Annotated in this window: 15 protein-coding genes; 4 read left to right on the forward strand and 11 right to left on the reverse strand. The window is 35.8% G+C overall.

What is annotated here, in order from left to right; all coding sequences use genetic code 11:
- Window positions 1-160: 160 nt before the first annotated feature.
- A complete protein-coding gene (gene asnS, locus R2R28_RS23210; RefSeq protein WP_316828040.1) occupies window positions 161-1,609 on the reverse strand; it encodes an asparagine--tRNA ligase in 1,449 nt (482 codons plus the stop codon).
- Window positions 1,610-1,861: 252 nt separating this feature from the next.
- Here asnS and R2R28_RS23215 point away from each other — a divergent pair, with 252 nt between their 5' ends.
- Complete coding sequence (locus tag R2R28_RS23215; RefSeq protein ID WP_316828041.1) at window positions 1,862-3,193, forward strand: MutS-related protein; 1,332 nt, start codon at window positions 1,862-1,864, stop codon at window positions 3,191-3,193.
- Between the two features lie 72 nt (window positions 3,194-3,265).
- Here the strand turns inward: R2R28_RS23215 and R2R28_RS23220 are convergent, their stop codons facing one another.
- The 9 genes from R2R28_RS23220 to lpdA all read right to left on the reverse strand — a co-directional run bounded on the left by R2R28_RS23220 (window position 3,266) and on the right by lpdA (window position 13,108).
- Window positions 3,266-4,258: a transglutaminase family protein gene (locus tag R2R28_RS23220; protein ID WP_316828042.1), complete on the reverse strand. Its 993-nt coding sequence runs from the start codon at window positions 4,256-4,258 to the stop codon at window positions 3,266-3,268.
- Between the two features lie 110 nt (window positions 4,259-4,368).
- Window positions 4,369-5,304, reverse strand: a complete 936-nt coding sequence (locus tag R2R28_RS23225; RefSeq protein WP_316828043.1) for an alpha-E domain-containing protein — start codon at window positions 5,302-5,304, stop codon at window positions 4,369-4,371.
- Between the two features lie 10 nt (window positions 5,305-5,314).
- Entirely contained in the window at window positions 5,315-6,763 is a 1,449-nt protein-coding gene (locus tag R2R28_RS23230; RefSeq protein ID WP_316828044.1) for a circularly permuted type 2 ATP-grasp protein, read from the reverse strand.
- 602 nt (window positions 6,764-7,365) lie between these two features.
- A complete protein-coding gene (locus R2R28_RS23235) occupies window positions 7,366-7,893 on the reverse strand; it encodes a ferritin (protein WP_025146143.1) in 528 nt (175 codons plus the stop codon).
- 527 nt (window positions 7,894-8,420) lie between these two features.
- Window positions 8,421-8,780, reverse strand: a complete 360-nt coding sequence (locus R2R28_RS23240; RefSeq protein ID WP_316828045.1) for a hypothetical protein — start codon at window positions 8,778-8,780, stop codon at window positions 8,421-8,423.
- Window positions 8,781-8,893: 113 nt separating this feature from the next.
- Entirely contained in the window at window positions 8,894-9,454 is a 561-nt protein-coding gene (locus R2R28_RS23245; RefSeq protein WP_316828046.1) for a GNAT family N-acetyltransferase, read from the reverse strand.
- Complete coding sequence (locus R2R28_RS23250) at window positions 9,455-10,294, reverse strand: MBL fold metallo-hydrolase (RefSeq protein WP_316828047.1); 840 nt, start codon at window positions 10,292-10,294, stop codon at window positions 9,455-9,457.
- A gap of 148 nt (window positions 10,295-10,442) precedes the next feature.
- Window positions 10,443-11,684, reverse strand: coding sequence for a hypothetical protein (locus R2R28_RS23255; RefSeq protein WP_316828048.1), 1,242 nt, complete (start codon window positions 11,682-11,684; stop codon window positions 10,443-10,445).
- Window positions 11,685-11,719: 35 nt separating this feature from the next.
- Entirely contained in the window at window positions 11,720-13,108 is a 1,389-nt protein-coding gene (gene lpdA / locus R2R28_RS23260) for a dihydrolipoyl dehydrogenase (protein WP_316828049.1), read from the reverse strand.
- Window positions 13,109-13,805: 697 nt separating this feature from the next.
- Here lpdA and R2R28_RS23265 point away from each other — a divergent pair.
- The 3 genes from R2R28_RS23265 (at window position 13,806) to R2R28_RS23275 (ending at window position 19,348) form a co-directional block, all read left to right on the forward strand.
- Window positions 13,806-17,147 (forward strand): TonB-dependent receptor, encoded by a 3,342-nt coding sequence (locus R2R28_RS23265; protein ID WP_316828050.1) that lies wholly within the window; start codon window positions 13,806-13,808, stop codon window positions 17,145-17,147.
- A gap of 41 nt (window positions 17,148-17,188) precedes the next feature.
- Entirely contained in the window at window positions 17,189-17,713 is a 525-nt protein-coding gene (locus tag R2R28_RS23270; protein ID WP_316828051.1) for a hypothetical protein, read from the forward strand.
- A gap of 435 nt (window positions 17,714-18,148) precedes the next feature.
- Window positions 18,149-19,348 (forward strand): M12 family metallopeptidase, encoded by a 1,200-nt coding sequence (locus R2R28_RS23275; protein ID WP_316828052.1) that lies wholly within the window; start codon window positions 18,149-18,151, stop codon window positions 19,346-19,348.
- A gap of 125 nt (window positions 19,349-19,473) precedes the next feature.
- Here the strand turns inward: R2R28_RS23275 and R2R28_RS23280 are convergent, their stop codons facing one another.
- The gene (locus R2R28_RS23280) at window positions 19,474-20,655 is read right to left on the reverse strand and encodes an AIR synthase related protein (protein WP_316828053.1); all 1,182 of its coding nucleotides are present in this window, start codon (window positions 20,653-20,655) and stop codon (window positions 19,474-19,476) included.
- Window positions 20,656-21,045: the final 390 nt, after the last annotated feature.

Genomic DNA, 21,045 nt, shown 5'->3' on the forward strand with positions numbered 1-21,045 from the left:
CTATCGGATTCAGCTCAGGATCTTTGTTGCATGATAGATACTGAAACAAGTTCAGTATGACGCAAAAAAAAAGAAGTCAAGTTTTTTAAAACTTGACTTCTTTAGTACAAAGGTTTGTTTTTCCTAAACCCTAAACCCTAAACCCTAAACCCTAAACCCATTAAAATTCTGCGTTTTTCGGGAATCTTGGGAAAGCGATTACGTCGCGAATGTTGGTCATTCCGGTTACGAACAATACCAAACGTTCGAAACCTAAACCAAAACCAGCGTGCGGGGCAGAACCAAAACGGCGGGTATCTAAATACCACCAAAGTTCGTCCTGAGGGATGTTTAACTCTTCCATACGTCTTGTTAAGCGGTCTAAACGCTCTTCACGTTGCGATCCTCCGATCATTTCGCCAATACCTGGGAATAAGATGTCCATGGCGGCAACCGTTTTTCTTCCTTCTGCATCTGGTTCGTTCTGGCGCATGTAAAACGATTTGATATCTGCAGGATAATCGGTTAGGATTACCGGTTTTTTAAAGTGTTTTTCTACCAGGTAACGCTCGTGCTCGCTTTGTAAATCAGCACCCCATTCGTCAATCAGGTATTTAAACTGTTTCTTTTGGTTGGGCTTCGAAGATTTTAAAATCCTGATTGCCTCTGTATAAGTTAAACGTTCAAAATCGTTTGCCAAACAGAAATCCAGTTTCTCTAGTAAGCTAAACTCGCTGCGCTCGTTCTGTGGTTTTTGTTTATCTTCCTCAGCTAAACGGGTGTTTAGGAATTCCAATTCATCCTTGCAGTTCTCTAAAGCATATTTAATTACATACTTCATCATATCTTCTGCAAGCTGCATATTGTCTTCTAAATCTGCAAAGGCAACTTCAGGCTCAATCATCCAGAACTCGGCCAGGTGGCGCGTTGTATTTGAGTTTTCAGCCCTAAAAGTTGGTCCGAAAGTATAAATCTGTCCGAAAGCCATTGCCGCTAATTCACCTTCCAGCTGACCAGATACCGTTAAGTTGGTGGCACGGGCAAAGAAATCCTGAGAGAAATCTACTTTGCCATCTTCTGTACGTGGCGTATTATCGAAATCTAAAGTAGTTACCTTAAACATTTCACCAGCACCTTCTGCATCACTAGCGGTAATTACAGGGGTGTGCATATATACGAAACCTCGTTCGTTATAAAATTGGTGAATGGCAAATGCCAATGCATGACGCACCTTGAAAACGGCATTAAAAGTATTGGTGCGAAAACGCAAGTGTGCAATTTCGCGTAAAAACTCTAAACTGTGTTTCTTTGGTTGTAACGGAAATTTTTCAGGATCGCTATCGCCTAATATTTCAACACTTGTAGCTTTAATTTCAACAGATTGACCTTTACCTAACGATTCGATCAGTTTACCGGTTGCAGAAATGGCTGCGCCTGTTGTTATTCTTTTTAACAGCTCATCAGGCAAATTATTAAAATCGATCACTACCTGGATATTGCTCATGCAAGACCCGTCATTTAATGCAATAAACTGATTATTACGGAAAGTTCTAACCCATCCCATAACCGTTACTTCTGTGTCAAATGCTGTCGACTTTAATAAATCTTTAATTTGCTGTCTCTTAATCATATTGTTATTTGTAAAAGGCGCAAATTTAGAAAAAAAAATGTATCGGTTAGCAGTTTTCAGTGCACAGTTTTCAGTTTTTTTAGCTTGGGGCAATCTGAACAGTCAACTGGAAACTGCAAATTGGATGCTGTTGTAATTTGTGCCAAATTCTTATCCTTAAATGATTTTAATATCAAATTAATTTTGCCATATTCAATCTATATTTAACTTAATTTTTAGTTGACCATTTGCTTTAATGCTAAAAGATGCCTCATGAATAAATTTGATATAGATAAACAAACCTTAACTGATTTAAACATATTTGATGCTTATGGCTCAAATAAAAGTCTCTTTTCTTTATTCAACTTCACATCTACAATTAAAGGCAGTGATAAACTGCTCGAAATTTTTAAAGCACCATCTACAGATATTGAGATCATAAAGCAAAGGCAAGGTTTAATTAGGTATCTATCTAGCTATAAGGGTAATTTAAACTTTGATCGCACCAATATAGAGTTTGTTGAAAGTTATCTGATACAGAATGGTAAAATCAAATTCTATACTAAGATTTCGGCATTAGCCAAATCCATCAATTATTTCTTTTATCCAAATCAGGCATATTATTTAAAAGAAAAAGGCATAAAAGAAATTGTTTCCTTACTTAAAAAGTTGATCGAAGTTTTTGCTGAATTGGATCAGGAAGCTAAGCCCGAGTTGGTTAGAACGTTTGATGATATAGTGCTAACCTTATTTAAACAACAATTAATTAAAACCATTGTTGAACGGGATGAAAAGAAGATTAGCTTATTCGAATTAGAGCAGCTTGATTTTATATTTCGGGGGACAGTGTTAAGTGTAGTTAAACGGTTTTTGGATTTAATCCATCAAATTGATGCCTATTTTTCTGTAGTTAAAGTAGGGCAGAAATATAATTTTACACTACCAAAATTAGATGTAAACAATCATCATCTCCAAATTAAGGGTGTTTTTCACCCTTTTTTAGACTATCCGGTAGTTAATGATGTTGAATTTGAGACAGGGAAAAATGTTTGCTTTCTTACAGGCAGTAACATGGCCGGGAAATCGACCTTTCTAAAATCGGTAGGCATTTCGATTTATCTGGCACATTTAGGACTTCCGGTTCCTGCAGCATATATGGAAACAGGTATTTGGCAAGGATTGATATCGACCATAAACCTACCCGATAACTTAAATGAAGGTTATAGTCATTTCTATAATGAAGTTTTAAGGGTAAAACACGTTGCGGAAAAGATTAGGGATGCTAAGCATATTTTTGTAATTTTTGATGAACTGTTTAGAGGAACAAATGTAAAAGACGCGTTTGATGGATCTTTAGCTATTATTAAATCATTTTCTAAAATAAAAGATTGTTATTTTATGATTTCGACACATATTATTGAAGTGGCTGAAATGTTGAAGGATAATGAAAATATTATGTTCAAATATCTATTTACCAAAATGGAAGGCAATAAGCCTACATTTACATATACACTTATGGATGGAATCACCGATGAGCGTATAGGCATGTGGATTATTGAAAATGAGGGGATTGATGAAATATTAAGCAGTAGAGATTTGATGTAGATCTCCACTGCTGTTGTGTATTTGAAACGGTTAATTAACGACTGAAAATCGAGAAACAATAGCTGAAACCAACTACTGTTGCTGCTGTTGTTGCTGTTGAATTGCTTCCATGTATTGCTGATAGCTGTTTTGTGTTCTGACATTAGTGATCGTTCCTGTAGGTTTAGTGTAATTAACCTCTTTGGGTTGGAAATAGGTATCGTTGTCGTTAAAATCTTCATCGTTGTAACCTACTGATACATTAACTTCCATTAGGTGTTCGAAACCACCTTTGTAAACGCCTTTTACGGGCGAACAATCGGTAAAGTTTCTGCCAACTGCTAAACGCACATGGTTTTCGTTAACGATACAGTTGTTGGTAGGGTCTAAGCCTAGCCAACCATACTCAGGAAGATAAGCTTCGGCCCAGGCGTGGGTGGCGCCCTCACCCCGCATTCCATCTCTATTGGGGCAGATGTAACCGCTCACATATCTTGCCGGAATTCCTGTTAAACGCAACATTGCAGTTAATACATGTGCAAAATCCTGACAAACGCCTGCTTTAAGTTTCAAGATTTCGTTAATGGTAGTATCTACTGCGGTTACACCTTTAATGTACTCGAAATTGTTAAATACATCGGCACAATATTTTATTGCGGTTTGGTAGGGTGTATCTTCAGGTCCTTTAATGCTTAAAGCTGTTTCTTTTAGCTGAACAATGCCATCAAAACTTTCCTGACGCAAATAATCAATATAAGGAACTTCGTATTTCAGTGCATTTAGGCTGTTCCATTGCTCGCTGCTGAACATATCATCTTGAGGTAAGGGTTTGGCAAATGTTTCTACACTTACTTTTGAAAAGATTTTGAGTTGGGTATGCGGTTCGTTTTGAGTGAAGGTGCCGACTTCATTACCATAATAATCGATAAAGATTTCAATTTCCGGACTTCCGGAGATATTCAGATCGTGTTTAACCACTTTTTGGAAATCATCTTTAATCGGAAATAAAATAATCTGGTTGGCGCTATCGCGAACAGGTAATTCGTATTTGTAATTGGTGATATGTTTGATTTTGAAAATTGGCATAAGGCTGTTATTATGTTTTTACCACAGATAAAAAGGATGAACACAGATTTGAATATATAAAAGAATAATATCTGTGTTGATTTGAGCTTATGTGGTTAAAAAATTAAAAATTAGGAGTTTGCGAAATAATATTCATTTAGCAGGTTACCGATACCAAAAAGTTCTGTCTTGATTTCTGTAAGGTAATGGTGCAGTTGTTCTTCGTTCATCGTATTAACAGAACTATAGGTAATCATACTTTTTAACCGACCTATTTTAAATGATAGGTTGTTGTAGTGGCCAATATTACTTTCACTCTTTAAACGGTTAAAATACCTTTCGATATTATTCATCGCATATAAAGCCGAGCGTGGGAAATCATTGTTAAGCATGGCCAGTTCGATGATGTTTTTTGCATCGAAACCTTGTCTGTAGGTTTTAAGGTAGAGTTCATAACCGCCTAACGACAGCAGTAAGTGTTTCCAGTATGATATATCGGTTAATAGATCGGGATTGCTGCTTATGGAGCTGAATTTAATGTCCAAAATATCAACCGATTGGATGCTTCTTTCCAGGTGTTTACCAATATTCATGAAACTTCTGCTTTCGCCACGCTCCATTACACTATCAGCTGTTCCGTTATATAGCATTACCTGTTTGATTAAGATATCTAATGCGGTAACTGGATCGTCTTTTTTTACATACCACAGCAATTTTTCATCTTTAACGGTATGGTAATATTCGTTTAAACATTGCCATAAATCCTTTGGGATATGCTCCTGAACGCTCCTTGCATTTTCGCGGGCTAGGGTAACGATGTTTAAAATTGAATTTGGATTCTCGCGGTTCAGTAAAAGGTATTCGATCACAGCGCGGCTATCGTGCTGGATATTCAACAGTTCGTTTTCGTCATCAGATGAAAAGATCCTGATTACCGGCTTCCAGGTAAATTCTTGTATGGTATCTTGTGAGGAAGCGTAATTTATTTTTAACATGCGCAGCATACCGTCGCTGCGCTCAACATATCTGCTTAGCCAATATAAGCTTGATGCAACTCTACTTAACATATTCTATATTCTAAGAAGTTAAAACCCATGTATCTTTACTACCGCCGCCTTGCGAGCTGTTTACTACTAGCGAACCTTCTTTTAGGGCAACCCTGGTTAGTCCGCCGGGAACAATTGAAATGCCATCTGGCCCATTTAGAGCAAAAGGGCGAAGGTCAATCCTTCTTGGTGCCAGTTTGCCATTAATAAAACAAGGGGCAGAGGATAAGCTGATGGTGGGCTGGGCAATAAAATTGCGTGGATCTTTCAGTACTTCAATTTTGTATTCTTCGGTTTCCTGTTCGGTGGCTGCATGTCCCATTAACATGCCATATCCTCCGCTTCCATTGGTTTTTTTAATTACCATGGTATTGATGTTTGCAAAAACATACTCCAGCTCGTCTGGATTGCTCAGTTGATAAGTGGGTACGTTTTTTAAAATGGGTTCTTCATTGAGGTAATACCTGATCATGTCTGGTACATAGGTGTAAACGGCCTTATCGTCGGCCACGCCATTACCAACTGCATTGATAATGGCTACATTGCCCTTGCGGTAAGCGCCCATTAGGCCTGCAACACCAAGTACGCTGTTTGGATTAAATACTAAAGGATCAAGGTAATCATCGTCTACACGCCGATAAATCACATCTACTTGCTGTAGGCCGGTGGTGGTTTTCATAAATACCTTTTGATCTTTAACTACAAGATCGCGCCCTTCTACCAATTCTACTCCCATTAAGCGGGCCAATGTAGTATGTTCATAATAGGCAGAATTATACATGCCTGGACTTAGCAATACGATTGTTGGATTAGAAACAGCTCTCGGTGAGAGCGACATTAAGTTTTTATACAATAGGGAAGGGTATTCGGTTACACTTCTTACGCCGCACTGCGGGATAAGATCGGGAAATAACCTTTTGGTGATTTCTCGGTTTTCGAGCATGTAGCTTACACCGGATGGTGTGCGGAGGTTATCTTCGAGTACGTAAAATGTACCATCGTGATCTCTGATTAAATCTATTCCTGCAATGTGGATATAAATATCGTGCAGTACATTCACATTGTGCATCTCTCTTAAGAAATGTGGACACGAATAGATGACATTTATAGGTACTATTTTATCTTTTAAGATAAATTGATTGCTGTAAACGTCTTTTAAAAAGAGATTTAGTGCTTTTAGACGTTGTTTTATTCCTTTTTCTATAAAATTCCACTCAGTTGATGTGATTATTCTCGGAATAATGTCAAAAGGGAAGATTTTTTCGATGCCTTCTCCACTATCGTATACCGTAAAGGTAATACCTTGGCTCATGAATAGCTTTTTCGCGAGTTCTTCCTTTTTGTTTAGGTTTTCGAGAGATTCTTTAGAGAAATTTCTGATGAAGTTCGAATAGTGGTCTCGGTAATGATCACCATTTAGAAACATTTCATCGTAAGTTTTGGGATGATTAAAGTAATTTTTTATAAAATCTTCTATCATTTTGCTTAAATATTTCCTTAAATTATGATTTTGTAAGTAAAAAACTAATGTTTTTGTTTAAAATTTTAATTTTTACATGATTAATATCTATTTACGATAATTTTATAGTCTGTATTTTAGTGTTTTATGAGTTTTTTATTAAAATAATTAAATATTTTAATAAAAATACTTGCTAATATGAATATAATTTGTACTTTTGTGATGCTCGTTAATTATTATTATATATTTGGTTTAAAAAAAGCGCTGGTAACGGCGCTTTTTTTACAAAATTCAAGACTTATTCATAATCAACATAAACCAAACAACCTAAACTAAGAAAGCTCCAGAAAAACTGGGGCTTTTCTTTTTTATAGGCATCATCAGATCGATCCATTAACTATCGGATAAAGGGTGGCAGAAAGTAGAGAAATGTCGTCATCCTCGCACATGCGGGGATCTTAATGCTTTAGCACTATTGATAAGGCAAATATGTACTGAAATAAATTACCAGTTCTATACTTGTGCTAAACCGTATGGCTCGAAAACGATACCTCGTCAAAATTTTTGGCATAAAAAAAAGCTACCCAAATCCGGATAGCTTTTCAATATATGTTTTGTTGTTGTTATGCTTCTGAGTACGTGATTTTATTGACGTGTTTATCAATTTCCCATCTTCCTGTACCTTCTTCGCCAATTACTTCGAATAATTCTAAAGCCCTGCGCGCTTTGTATTCTTCTTCGCGTTGTTCTTTTAAGAACCAGTTTAAGAATTCCATGGTTACAAAATCCTGTTCTTTGTGGCATTTTGCGGCCAGGTTTTTAAAACTCTGGGTAATGGCGATTTCTGCTTCCAGTGCATCTTCGAAAACTTCTCTAAATCCTGCGAAGTCGGTTTTAATACCAGTTACTTCAGGAGAGATGGCGTTACCACCCATATCCAATACATATTTGAATAATTTTAATTGATGCACTCTTTCTTCTTCAGATTGCTTTAAAAAATAATCTGCCGAAAAATCGAATCCATTTTGGTCACACCAAGATGACATTGATAAATATAGTGATGAAGAATGAGCTTCTTTTTTGATTTGCTGATTTAATAATGTTTCAATATCCTGAGAAATTAAACATTTGATACGCATTAGATCTTTCATATTTCTGTACTTTAATAACAATACAAATGTAAACCGAATTTGTTCATCATTATAATTTATTTGCTATATGAAATTAGTCTAAATTGCTGATAATTAGTTATTTGTAATCAGTTTAAATAAGAGGGAGAATATGAACGAAGATGTAAAATGAAGGATGACGCGAAACGGATACTGCTTGAAGATCAGAAGTATAGTAACCGGTTTTTAGTTAATAGTTTTAGTGGTAGTGACCAATGAGCAGTTGAATGACGATTTTGGCTAGATGGTGTGCGCATAGAATTACAATTAACTATTTGTACAGTTAGCCAATAATTTTGACCATTAAGAAGTTAAGGGAATTAAGATTTTAGTGGTTCTTGTAAGCAATATGGCTATAAGAAGTCGAAATTCAGAATCAATTAGCAGTTTAAGCAAATTAATGCGGCTGCAGTACAAATAAACTAATGGTTAATAAACCAATGCAGGTGGCAGTTAACCGGTTAACCATTTCGTATTACCAATGAACAAATGACTAATGAACCACTGAACTAATAAACCAATCGATACAGGCAATCGCTGATGATATGATTCAGTTTGAACATGGTAAAGGTACCTTGAAGCAAATCTTTTAAGGCGATAATTTCTAATGCGCTTAATAAATAGATATGTTCGCAGCCATTAAAGGTAACCAATTCGAAATCTGCCTTTTTAGTGTTTAAAAGTAGGGCTTCGATGTCAATATCCTCAACAACTTTTTTTAATTTTTGAAGAGACAGGCAATTAAAGCGTGCAAACTTGCCGCCGAAATCTACATAAAAGCAATTTAATTTATCTGATTGATAAATAGAACCCTGGGTATTTGAGAATACGTTAACCAGTTCATTAATATCGATACATGCTTTTTCCATCTGTTACAAAAATTGGTATTATTTAGATTAAATACAAATAAAAATGGAAATAAATTTTAGAAAGGGCTTAGGGAAAAGCGCCAGGCAGTTCAAAACTAACAGTCAGATGTTAATTACCTGATTTTAAAAACCATGTGGTGGTACATTCCGCCCATAAATTGTTTTTCGTTTTGAATAACGAAGTCCATTTTTTCGTAAAGCTTTAATGCGTTTTTATTGTTTTGTTCTACCAGGAGGCCAATGGAATGGTGGCCTAATTTTTTGCCCCAGTTTATACCGGCTTTAATCAATTGTTTTCCAATTCCTTTGCCCTGGGCCTGGGGATTAACGCTGATGCTGTCTAAATAAAATTCGCCACTTTGAGTTTCGGAGCCCTGATTGTTGTTGCCGGCCTGATGATGTTCGGCCAAATAGGCCATGAAAGGTTTGCGAAGGTCATTTAGTTTTGCACCATCGTAAGCATTAATAGATCCCAATACCTTTCCGGCCTCTTCAAAAACTAAGGTGTTTTCGTAGCTGTACTGATTGCCTTGTTGTTTAAAAAAATGAGTGAATATTTCTTTTATTACCTCTTCATCTGCTGTGTTGGTTAATTTATTGGCCAGTTTACCCATCGCCTGGATAATCAACGGTACAACTGCTTCTGCATCGGTAGGTTTGGCCGTTCTTATCATCTATATATCACTTAAGTTAAAGGTTTCGGCTACGCGGATGCCCTTTTCTGTGCGTTGTAAGGTGCAGCATTCGTTAATGGGATCGTGCTCTAAGTATAAGATGTAGTTGTTATTAACAGCTTCCTCTAAAAAAGCCTGTTTTTCTGTTAATGTTTTTAAAGGGAACATATCGTAAGCCATTACATAGGGCAGGGGCAAGTGACCAACTGAAGGTAAGAGATCGGCCATATAAACAATGGTTTTTCCTTTATAATTGATTTTTGGCAACATCATGGCGTCGGTATGGCCATAAGCAAAACTGATGTTGATATTTTTCTGCCATTCGATATTCTCTATTTCATCCACAAATTTAAGCTGGCCGCTTTCCTGTATAGGCAGGATGTTTTCTTTTAGGAATGAAGCTTTTTCTCTTGCGTTTGGTTCAACTGCCCATTGCCAGTGTTTTTCGTTACTCCAGTAAGTTGCATTTTTGAAAGCTGGTTTCAATTTATCGTTTTCCCTAACAATTGCTCCACCCACATGATCGAAGTGCAAGTGTGTAAGGAAAACATCAGTAATATCGCCTGTACTTAAACCCAGTTGTGATAACGATTTTTCTATCGAATCATCACCATGAAGATAATAGTGGCTAAAAAATTTTTCATCCTGTTTATTTCCGATGCCTGTATCCACTAAAATCAATTGGTTGCCTTCTTCAATTAATAAACAGCGCATGGCCCAGGTGCAAAGGTTGTTAGCATCGGCTGGATTGGTTTTTTGCCAGATGGCTTTGGGTACAACGCCAAACATGGCACCACCGTCGAGTTTAAATAAGCCTGTGTTTATGGTATGGAGTTTCATTTTAGTATCAAGGATTTGTTATGAGGTATTATGGTATCAAGTATCAAGTATTTAGTATCAAGTATCAAGTATCAAGATTGGAATTGGTTAAAAATAAGAAAACCCTTTAGGATTAACTAAAGGGTTTTCTTAATTACTGTAGGAGGAACTAAAATTGATAGTTCACTAAGAGATTGCCACTGGTTATCCCCGTTTTTATAGCGGTTATTGTTGAAAATCCATTTGAGATCTCTCCCCTGGCTTCAATCCTGAAGTGTTTAATGACTAAGCCTGCACCAAAAAGAACACCTTGATCGAACTTTCTAAGCTCATCAAAGAAATTATGCTGGCTTATAGTTGTTGTTGAATGGAAAGTATCTTCGAAAATGGTATTTTCTTTAAGTTTAAAAGCATAAGCACTACTTACACCTAAATTTAGGAAAGGTTTAAGTGAAGTATTTGCGAAAGTGTATCTGAACATTGCGCTCAGCTTTAAATATTTCCCATCAAATGCATAAGTTTGATTTGAATACTGAAAATCAGATTGCTTATTTTGGTATGTGCCATCAAATTTAAATGAACGATAGGCTAAATCGAAGTTTATACCCAATTTTTCTGATGAACGGGGTATTATTAATAATAAGGACACACCTGGAATAATACCAGTTGAACCTTTAAAATCAACATCTCTGAAAGATAGTGTTGAATAACTTCCACCTAAAATAAGACCGAACTTAGCGACTAACTTCTCGTTTTTATAAGCTACAGGTTTATATGAGTTTGGTTTAGACTGATTGTGTTTTTGAACTATTTTGATAATATCACCCTCGTAAAAGCTAACTTTTTCTATTTCATCATCACTGATGTTTTTATTGTTGATAAACAGATTTTTAAGTTGTTCTTTATAATTTGAGTTGTATGCAATCTGATTTTTAGACTCATTTACATAATATCGCTTATAAATCAATTCTTCCGTTTTGCTTCCATTATCGATAAAAAAGTGACTTCTGTCGTCAACATACTTAAATAAGGTTAAATCACCTTGATTTAAAACACGAAGAAAAAGAATTTTATCTTCAAACGCAGGTTCTTTATCAAAACCTAATTTGCCTAATTGTTGTGGGGATGTTTCAAGTTTAACCGTTTTTGAAATATAAGATTCGTTGTATTTATCATCCGTTATTCCAAAACCGTTGATGCTTTTTACATCCAAGGTTTGTGGCTTATCATTTAAAGCAGGATAGTAATTGATTGAAACAGGATTTTTGTTCCAGTTTTTATAATCAATATAACCTTTAACGGTGTCGTTATTTAATTTAATGATATAACCCTTCAGAATAGTTTTTTGGGCATATAATAATTGAGCAGTGCTTACGATTGTAAACACTGCTAGAAAAAAAGTCTTTTTCAAAGTAAAAAATTGAGGTGTTAATCCAGCTGTTTATTTTATAAATGTATTACTTCTCCGTATGCATCAGCAGCAGCCTCCATAATGGCTTCGCTCATGGTTGGGTGAGGGTGAACAGATTTAATCATTTCATGTCCGGTAGTTTCTAATTTACGTGCCACAACGATTTCGGCGATCATTTCGGTAACGTTGGCACCAATCATGTGTGCGCCTAATAATTCGCCGTATTTAGCATCGAAAATTAATTTTACGAAACCATCTTTAGCACCAGCAGCACTTGCTTTACCTGAAGCTGAGAATGGAAATTTACCAATCTTCAGTTCGTAACCAGCCGCTTTTGCTGCTTTTTCGGTATAACCTACAGAAGCAATTTCTGGTGTGCAGTAAGTACATCCCGGGATGTTGTTATAATCTAATGGTTCTGCATGCTGACCAGCAATTTTTTCTACACAGATAATGCCTTCTGCAGAAGCTACGTGTGCAAGGGCTTGCCCGCCAACCACATCGCCAATGGCATAATAACCTTTAACTGAAGTGTTATAAAACTCATCGGTAACAATTTTACCTTTTTCGGTTTTAATACCAGTTTCTTCTAAACCAATGTTTTCAATGTTGGCCACAATACCAGCTGCTGAAAGTACGATGTCGGCTTCGATAGTTTGCATGCCCGTAGCTGTTTTAACAGAAACTTTACAACCTGCACCGCTGGTATCAACCGATTCAACACTTGCTGAAGTCATTACATCGATACCCACTTTTTTCAAGCTGCGTAATAATTGTTTAGATACATCTTCATCCTCAACCGGAACAACGTTATCCATAAACTCAACAATGGTTACTTTGGTGCCCATGGTTGCATAAAAATACGCAAATTCTACCCCAATAGCACCCGAACCTACAACCACCATGCTTTTTGGTAATTCAGGAAGGACCATTGCCTGGCGGTAACCAATAATTTTTTTACCGTCTTGTTTAAGGTTAGGTAATTCTCTTGAGCGAGCACCTGTTGCAATGATGATGTTTTTAGCGCTAAGCTCCTGTTGAGAACCATCGGCACCTTTAACTTCTAATTTGTTCCCTGGTTTAACTTTACCAGTTCCCATAATTACGTCAATTTTATTTTTCTTCATTAAAAACTGAACACCTTTACTCATGCCATCGGCAACGCCACGGCTGCGTTTTACCACAGCTGCAAAATCTGCAGTTGCACCGGCAGTAGTAATTCCGTAATCAGCAGCATGATTAATATATTCGAAAACCTGAGCACTTTTTAATAAGGCTTTAGTAGGGATACAGCCCCAGTTTAAACAAATACCACCTAATGATTCACGCTCAACAATGGCCACTTTTAGTCCCAATTGTGAAGCTCTGATTGCAGCTACATAACCACCTGGGCCGCTGCCTAAAACAATAACGTCGTAATTCATCTGTTTTTTTTAATTTGTTATTTATCTGTCAGATGGAGCTTACCATAATTAAATCATCATTTACAGACATTTTAATTATGGACGGTTCATATCTAAGTTTTAAAGAGATTTGTTTCTTAACTGTTTTGCATTTATCATGTAATGTTCAGATTCTTTCCCGATTAAAGGATTAAACCTTTGCATTACAAAAATTAAAGGAAGATTAATTCCTCAATAATCGCTCAAAACTAAAAAAAAAATGTCAATTGAATAGGGCAATATTGAGATAGCATTTAAAAATTACAATGGGTGAATATTGTTTTGATTAATCTGTTTTAAAATTCCAGCCATAATCATGGCGATTTGCAGAATAATATATGGGTTCAGTAACCAAAAGTTAAATAATTAAGATGTTTAGGGTATAAAAATTGTTGTTAATATATATAATTAGAAAAATACCAATGTTAACATAACTTTTATGCTTAAATTATAATCAACTGATAGTATCGTTACTAATAATTTAGCTTTATCATCAATGTATTGATAAACTGAAAGTTATAAACCCCGCAATATGTGTTAAATGTTGAAAAGTTTTGCCGGACTTAATAATTATTTAACATTGGATGTTAAAATGTGTTAAATTTTATTAGGACATTTGCAGCAATAAAATCCCTATTAGATTATTATTCAACAACAAAAAACATTTAAAAAACAAAGTATGAAGAAATCTTTACTTTTAAGATTAGTACTCGTTATTGTTGCATTTGTAGGTATTACTTTTGGTGCTCAGGCGCAAGTAACTACATCGTCGATAACAGGAACAGTCAAAGATGCTAAAGGCGCCCTGCCTGGAGCAAGTGTTAAAGCAACACATTTACCTTCTGGAACAGTTTATACAGCTGTTTCTAATAAAGATGGTTTATTTAATCTTCCAGCAATGCGAATTGGTGGGCCTTATAAGGTTGAAGTTAGCTTTATAGGTTATAATAAAACTACGTACACTGATATCACTTTACAGTTAGGTCAACCCTTCCTCGTTAATGCTACATTATCAGATACTGGTACAGAATTGGCAGCAGTAACTGTAACGGGAACTAAGAAAATTGCAACTGCCAAACAAGGAGCAAGTACAAACGTAAACAGAACAGCTCTTGCCAGTTTGCCGACTTTTTCTAGAAGTATAACGGATTTTACACGTTTAACACCACAATCAAGTAATGGAAACTTTGCAGGCCGTGATGCACGTTTAAATAGTGTAACTGTAGATGGAGCAAACCTGAACAATACTTTTGGTACTTCGTCTTCATTATTACCTGGTGGATCGGCGCAGCCCATTTCTATCGAAGCTTATGATGAGTTATCTATTAATATTGCGCCATTTGATGTGAGACAATCAGGTTTTACAGGCGCTGGTATTTATGCTACTACTAAAAGTGGTACCAATACTTTCCATGGTTCGGCATACACATATTATAAGGATCAATCTTTTAATGGTACAAATATAGGTGATCTTAATATTGGTAGTAATGTTGCTAAGGCAAGTACAAAAACTTATGGTTTTACTTTAGGTGGACCAATTATTAAAAATAAATTGTTTTTCTTCGCAAATTTTGAGCAAGAGAAATCAACTTCTCCTGGTATAGGTTTTTACCCAACTGGCGGAAGTGGTTCTGGAGTAAAGGCTGCTACCACAGTTGCTGATCTGCAATCTGTATCAAATTATTTGAGAACAAAATATGGTTATGAAACTGGAGGTTATGATAATTTCCCTGCTTTTCAAGATAAAAATTATAAAATCTTAGCTAAAGTTGACTGGAATATCAATGACAAAAACAAATTGACACTGAAATATAGTTATTTAAATGCAAATAACGATCAAATTGTTAATTCAACCAGTACACCTAACAATGGTGCCTACACATGGACAAATACAACTACCAACGTACCAACAACCCGTGGTACGGGAGGGTTAGTAAATGGTCGTTACAGCAACCAATCAATTGCTTTCGAAAATTCTAACTACGGTTTTTTAAATAAAGTAACCACCGGAACTGCTGAGTTAAACAGTAAAATCAGTCCTAGTTTTTCTAATCAATTGTTATTTACATTTAAAAGATACGACAATCCTCGTACATCAAAAGGTAGTATTTTTCCAACAATTGATATTTATAATGGACAGGGAAGCAATTATATTACTGCAGGTTCTGATCCTTATACTAAATATAATGCGGTTATTGATAATACAACGAGTATTTATGATAACTTAACTTATTACGCAGGTAAGCACACCATTACAGCAGGTGTTAATTATGAATTCCAACGAGTAGGTAATTCGTTTATGCCTGGTGCAGCGGGTTCGTACATCTACAATTCATTAGATGATTTCTTAAATGACAGAGCTCCAATTCAGTTTACATACAATTATTCTTTAGTTCCTGGACAGGATCAGGTTTACTCTGCTAACCTTAAGGTAGGTACTTTGAGTTTATATGCTCAGGATGAGTATGCTGTAAATAGTAATTTTAAAATTACTTATGGATTGCGTGCAGATAAAAGTATTTATTTAGAAAACCCGATTGAAAATCCTCAGATTACAGCTTTACAGCTTCCTGATGCAAATGGCAACTTAACTTCTTACAATTCTGGTGCTTGGCCAAAATCAAGAATCATGTTGTCTCCTAGGGTTGGTTTCAGAGCTAATTTGTTAGCGGATAACTCGTTAGTTCTTCGTGGTGGCATGGGTATCTTTACAGGAAGAATTCCTTATGTATACTTAACAAATAGCCCAAGTAACAGTGCCATGTATAGTTTTGGAGCAGTTGCAACAGCAGCACAATTGCAAAATATTAAATTAAACGCCGATCCAAGTGTTTATGCTAATTTGTTTCCTCAATCTGCTGGTACAGCGATTCAACCCTCAACAGTAGTTATCGATAAGAATTATAAATTTCCTCAGGTTTTCAGGGTTAATTTAGCGCTAGAGAAAAACTTTGGCGATGGATTATCAGCCAACATAGAAGGTTTATTTACAAAAGATATTAATGCTACTAAAATGCGTAATGCTAACTTAAAATCGCCAACTGGTGTAATTACTGAAGGTGATATGACTAGAGTGCGTTATGTAGGTACTGGAGCAAATAATACGGTTACAGCAAACGATAGAGCAATTTATCCTAATCTTTCTTCTGTAGTTGTTTTAGAAAACACAAGCAAAGGATATGCCGCTTCATTAACTGCTCAAGTAAATAAAGCATTTGAAGGTGGCTTTAATGCAAACCTAGCCTATACATATACCGTTGCTAAAGAAGCTTTTGCAACTGCAGGATCAACTGCTGCGAGTGTTTGGGCAACAACTGCAAATGTTGGGACAACAAATGATGTAGAGATGGGATATACTCAGTTTTATGTGCCCCATCGTGTTATTGGATCATTCTCTTACAAATTTGATTATTTGCAACATGCATCTACTACTATTGGTATAACATATCAAGGACAGGCTGGTGGTCTTACCCCAATCAGTTATACAATCAATGGTGACTTAAATGGTGATGGTAATGGATCAGGCTCTGATTTAATGTATATCCCTAAAAAAGTAAATGAACTTACTTTTGCTCCATACTCAGCAACTGTAAATGGCGTTGTTTATAATTATACACCTGCACAACAGGCAGCTGCATTAGAGCAATTCATTAATAATACTCCTTATTTAAGAAAACACAGAGGCGAATACGCACAAAGAAATGCTGCATTTTTACCATGGTACAATCGTGTTGATGCAAGCATATTGCAAGATTTTTATATCAAAACCGGTAATACTAAACATACATTACAGTTAAGTGCTGTTGTGATAAACTTACCTAACTTATTGAATAAATATTGGGGAGTACAACAACAAGTAACATACAGTAATCCATTATCTTACGTAAGTATTGATGCCAATGGTGTTCCATCGTATAACATGCGTCAATTGAATGGTAAATTGGTAACTCAACCATTCCAAGATGTAGCTACTGCGGCAACAACCTGGAGTTTGTTAATTGGCGCTAAATACATTTTTTAAGTAGCTGATTTTCTATTGTTAACCACATTAAATAAGATAAAATGAAAAAATATATATCAATAGCTTTATTTGCACTTTTAACAATAAGCCTTGCTTCTTGTACAAAAGAAGCAGACGTAGCAGGTATCGAAACAAAACTCCCAGCGTTACAGTTAAGTAGTTTGGGATATCAACAAACTGGTCCTTTTACTATACCAACAACAGTTTTGCAACTTAATTTTGGAGCAACTTCTACAGGTATTTCTACAGGGGCATTTAAGATTGAAATACTAAATGGTACAGCTGCCACTTCACCTGTGATTAAAACCGTTAATTTTCCTTCTTGGAATGGTAAGGATGATAGTGTAATCACTTCAAATGTACCGAATGGCCCACACAGTATTTCATATACTTTACAGGATACAACTTATCCTACGACTAGTGTTTATGCCGGAAGTATCTTACTTAAATTGAGTGCACTTGGTTTAACAGCAGGTGGTACTTATTCAGTAAGGGCTACTGCATTAAGTGCTGATGGTACAAAAACATCTGTTATTACTCAGTTATCGTTTTTCAAAACAATCTAAGTAATAAACATAAATAGTTTTAAAGCCGCAGATTTAATCGTCTGCGGCTTTTCGTTTTCTTATTGTTTTAAAAACGAACTAAATTTATTTATTGCGTCTTATATAAAATATAATTTATGCAGTTTACTTTAAAGATGTGTTATGATAAGACTTTCATGTAATAAACCAACTACTTCATGTAAAAAAAATAACCGTTTTAATAGTTGATGTTTATTTTTAATACGGAAAACAAAAAAACTATGAAACGCACGCTCTCTCAGAAAACATTCCTTTTCGCTAATTAGGTTATTTATGTGCTGCTCTGTTATTAGTAGTTCATCCCTCCAAATCTAATTCAATTTTAACACCTAAACTTTTGTGCTTTTTATAGTAAATCATCTATTGTTTTACCTAATGATTAAATCAGTATGAATTAAAATTTAAAAACATCTAAACATGAAAAAAATCTATTACGCTATTGCAGTACTCTTCATTTTTTTGAGCGCATGTAAGAAGGAAACTTCTGTTAAAGAAGAACAATCACAAGATAATCCAGGAAATGTAATTACCTATCATTTAAAGAATGGAGGACAAGTTACCGCTCAAATTAATAGCAAAGGAGAATATGTTGTTGGGGGTGACGTTATTTTATCAAAAGACCAGATTGCTTATTTGGAATACAATAAAGTTGGTAATGGTAAAGAGACTACCCCAAGAAGTACTTTTACTGCTGAATTTCAAAAGCTATGGACGGATGGTATCGTTTATTATACTGTTAACGATCCTACTAATAGCTCAAGTATCGCAACAGCTATAAATCATTGGGAAGCAAATACTCCAATACGTTTTATACAAAGGACAAATCAAACGAATTATGTTGATTTTAGTGGCGCTCCGTCACAAGGAGGTGGTTCTTCGCAATTGGGTATGGTAGGAGGGCGGCAAGCAATTAAGCTTCAACCTTATTCGGGATCTGGGACGGTGATACATGAAATTGGTCATGCAGTTGGTTTAATGCACGAACAATTAAGAGCTGACAGGGATCAGTATATTAACATAAATTACTCCAATATTCAACAGAGTTGGGTTTCTGAATATACTATATTTAATCCTGGAACTGGCTATCAAATAGGACCATTTGATTACGAATCAGTTATGATCTATCCTTCTTATGCAGGGGGGACTGGGAATCCTGCTTATCCTGGAAACACTACTCCACAAATGACAAGAAAAGATGGAACCACTTGGTATGCTTCTGATGTTCTTTCACAAGGAGATATAAATGGGGTAAATTTTCTTTATAATCCTAAAATCTATATAAAATATGTTGCAAATTATAATGAAAATGAATCCTATTTTAATAGCCAAGGAGGGACTGATGATGTGAAAACTGTTTTTGATATATCTATAGAGCTCTATAGTAATTATGAATTAACACTCCCTATGACTTTTTCTAGCCCTTTATCTATTAATATAATCAATTATTACAACGATAATCCTGTTAAATCAAAGGTCATTGTACCTTCTGGTACTCATTCAGTTATTATTGGGCAGAATATTGAAGAATATTATATGGATTATGGGCAATATCGATTTCATAACTATTATAATGTTTTTGCTGAGAAGGGGGTAGGTTACATTATACCAGGAACATAATCAGATTAATTTTATTATAATCAAAACCATTTACTTAAACAAGGTCTTCACAAGTTTATATACAACGCAAAAATGCCTGCTGAAAATTTAATTTCAGCAGGCTTTTTAAATTATCATGTTATTGCTTAATTATATACAAAAGTACCTTTTTCGCTTTCGATGGTTACCTGTTTTTTATCGCCTTTTTCTACATGGCCAATTACCTGAGCATCGATATTAAAGCTTTTTGATATTTCGATAATACTATCTGCAATTTCCTGTGGTACGTATAGCTCCATTCTATGCCCCATATTAAATACCTTATACATTTCCTTCCAATCGGTGCCCGATTGCTCTTGTATCAATTTAAATAGCGGTGGAATAGGGAACAGCTTGTTCTTGATGACATGGATATCATCATTTACAAAGTGTAATACCTTTGTTTGTGCACCACCACTGCAATGTACAATGCCATTAATTTCACCTGCATGCTTTTCTAATATCTTTTTAATTACCGGAGCATAGGTGCGGGTAGGAGAGAGCACCAATTTACCTACGGTTATTTTGCCATGACCTTCTATTTCAATTTCATCAGTAAGTTGTTTCTGGCCTGAAAATACAAGATCGAAAGGAACGGCCGGATCAAAACTTTCAGGGTAGGTATTGGCAACAGATTTTTCGAAAACGTCATGGCGGGCAGAAGTTAATCCGTTCGATCCCATGCCACCGTTATATTCTGTTTCGTAGGTTGCTTGTCCGTATGATGCCAGGGCTACAATTACATCGCCTGGTTGAATGTTATCGTTGCTGATGACATCTTCCCGATTTAAACGACAAGTTACCGTAGAATCAACAATAATGGTTCTAACAAGGTCGCCAACATCAGCAGTTTCGCCGCCCGTAGAATAAATGGAAATGCCCTGTTCGCGTAAATCGGCCAAAATTTCTTCTGTTCCGTTAATTACCGCTGCGATTACTTCACCAGGAATCAGGTTTTTGTTGCGGCCAATGGTTGATGATAAAAGGATATTATCGGTAGCGCCTACGCAGATCAAATCGTCGATATTCATGATGATGGCATCTTGTGCAATGCCTTTCCATACCGAAATATCACCGGTTTCTTTCCAATAAACATAAGCTAAGGAAGATTTGGTACCCGCGCCATCGGCATGCATGATATTACAGTATTCCTCATCACCACCTAAAATATCAGGGATGATTTTGCAGAACGCTTTAGGGAAAATTCCTTTATCGATATTTTTGATGGCATTGTGCACATCTTCTTTTGAGGCAGAAACGCCACGTTGATTGTACCTGTTATCACTCATGTTGCCGCAAAGATAGCGATTAGAGGTAAAAGGTGGAAGGTAAAAGGTAAAAGGTTTTAAATTGTTGTGCTAAACGAGCAAGGATAAGTTTGGCATATGTCATTTGGCGACAGGTAACCGGTTTTTTTCAATCACTAATAGACCAATAATCAATTACCAATAGCGATCATGTTAAGAGTTGAAAAACTCTAGATGGATGGTCATCCTGAATGCAATGAAGGATCTTTTGAAATGGAAAATATAGGAAATAGATCTCTCTCCCGAGTATTCAGTACGTTTCAGTCGAGATGACACCCCGGGTAGGAAGACTGATTGTGAAGGGTAGAGTTGTAATTACAGTTAACTATTTTTGTCAATCCTGAGGGATAATTTATGGTATAAAAATCAATA

It is taken from the genome of Pedobacter miscanthi (genome assembly GCF_032678605.1).
Lineage (GTDB): Bacteria > Bacteroidota > Bacteroidia > Sphingobacteriales > Sphingobacteriaceae > Pedobacter > Pedobacter miscanthi_A.

What these genes read in the sequence shown, in the direction of transcription:
- R2R28_RS23225 (WP_316828043.1), bottom strand. Translation starts at nt 5,304, where the DNA reads ATGTTAAGTAGAGTTGCATCAAGCTTATATTGGCTAAGCAGATATGTT.
- R2R28_RS23215 (WP_316828041.1), top strand. Translation starts at nt 1,862, where the DNA reads ATGAATAAATTTGATATAGATAAACAAACCTTAACTGATTTAAACATA.
- R2R28_RS23240 (WP_316828045.1), bottom strand. Translation starts at nt 8,780, where the DNA reads ATGGAAAAAGCATGTATCGATATTAATGAACTGGTTAACGTATTCTCA.
- R2R28_RS23230 (WP_316828044.1), bottom strand. Translation starts at nt 6,763, where the DNA reads ATGATAGAAGATTTTATAAAAAATTACTTTAATCATCCCAAAACTTAC.
- R2R28_RS23275 (WP_316828052.1), top strand. Translation starts at nt 18,149, where the DNA reads ATGAAAAAAATCTATTACGCTATTGCAGTACTCTTCATTTTTTTGAGC.
- lpdA (WP_316828049.1), bottom strand. Translation starts at nt 13,108, where the DNA reads ATGAATTACGACGTTATTGTTTTAGGCAGCGGCCCAGGTGGTTATGTA.
- asnS (WP_316828040.1), bottom strand. Translation starts at nt 1,609, where the DNA reads ATGATTAAGAGACAGCAAATTAAAGATTTATTAAAGTCGACAGCATTT.
- R2R28_RS23220 (WP_316828042.1), bottom strand. Translation starts at nt 4,258, where the DNA reads ATGCCAATTTTCAAAATCAAACATATCACCAATTACAAATACGAATTA.
- R2R28_RS23280 (WP_316828053.1), bottom strand. Translation starts at nt 20,655, where the DNA reads ATGAGTGATAACAGGTACAATCAACGTGGCGTTTCTGCCTCAAAAGAA.
- R2R28_RS23265 (WP_316828050.1), top strand. Translation starts at nt 13,806, where the DNA reads ATGAAGAAATCTTTACTTTTAAGATTAGTACTCGTTATTGTTGCATTT.
- R2R28_RS23270 (WP_316828051.1), top strand. Translation starts at nt 17,189, where the DNA reads ATGAAAAAATATATATCAATAGCTTTATTTGCACTTTTAACAATAAGC.
- R2R28_RS23250 (WP_316828047.1), bottom strand. Translation starts at nt 10,294, where the DNA reads ATGAAACTCCATACCATAAACACAGGCTTATTTAAACTCGACGGTGGT.
- R2R28_RS23235 (WP_025146143.1), bottom strand. Translation starts at nt 7,893, where the DNA reads ATGAAAGATCTAATGCGTATCAAATGTTTAATTTCTCAGGATATTGAA.
- R2R28_RS23245 (WP_316828046.1), bottom strand. Translation starts at nt 9,454, where the DNA reads ATGATAAGAACGGCCAAACCTACCGATGCAGAAGCAGTTGTACCGTTG.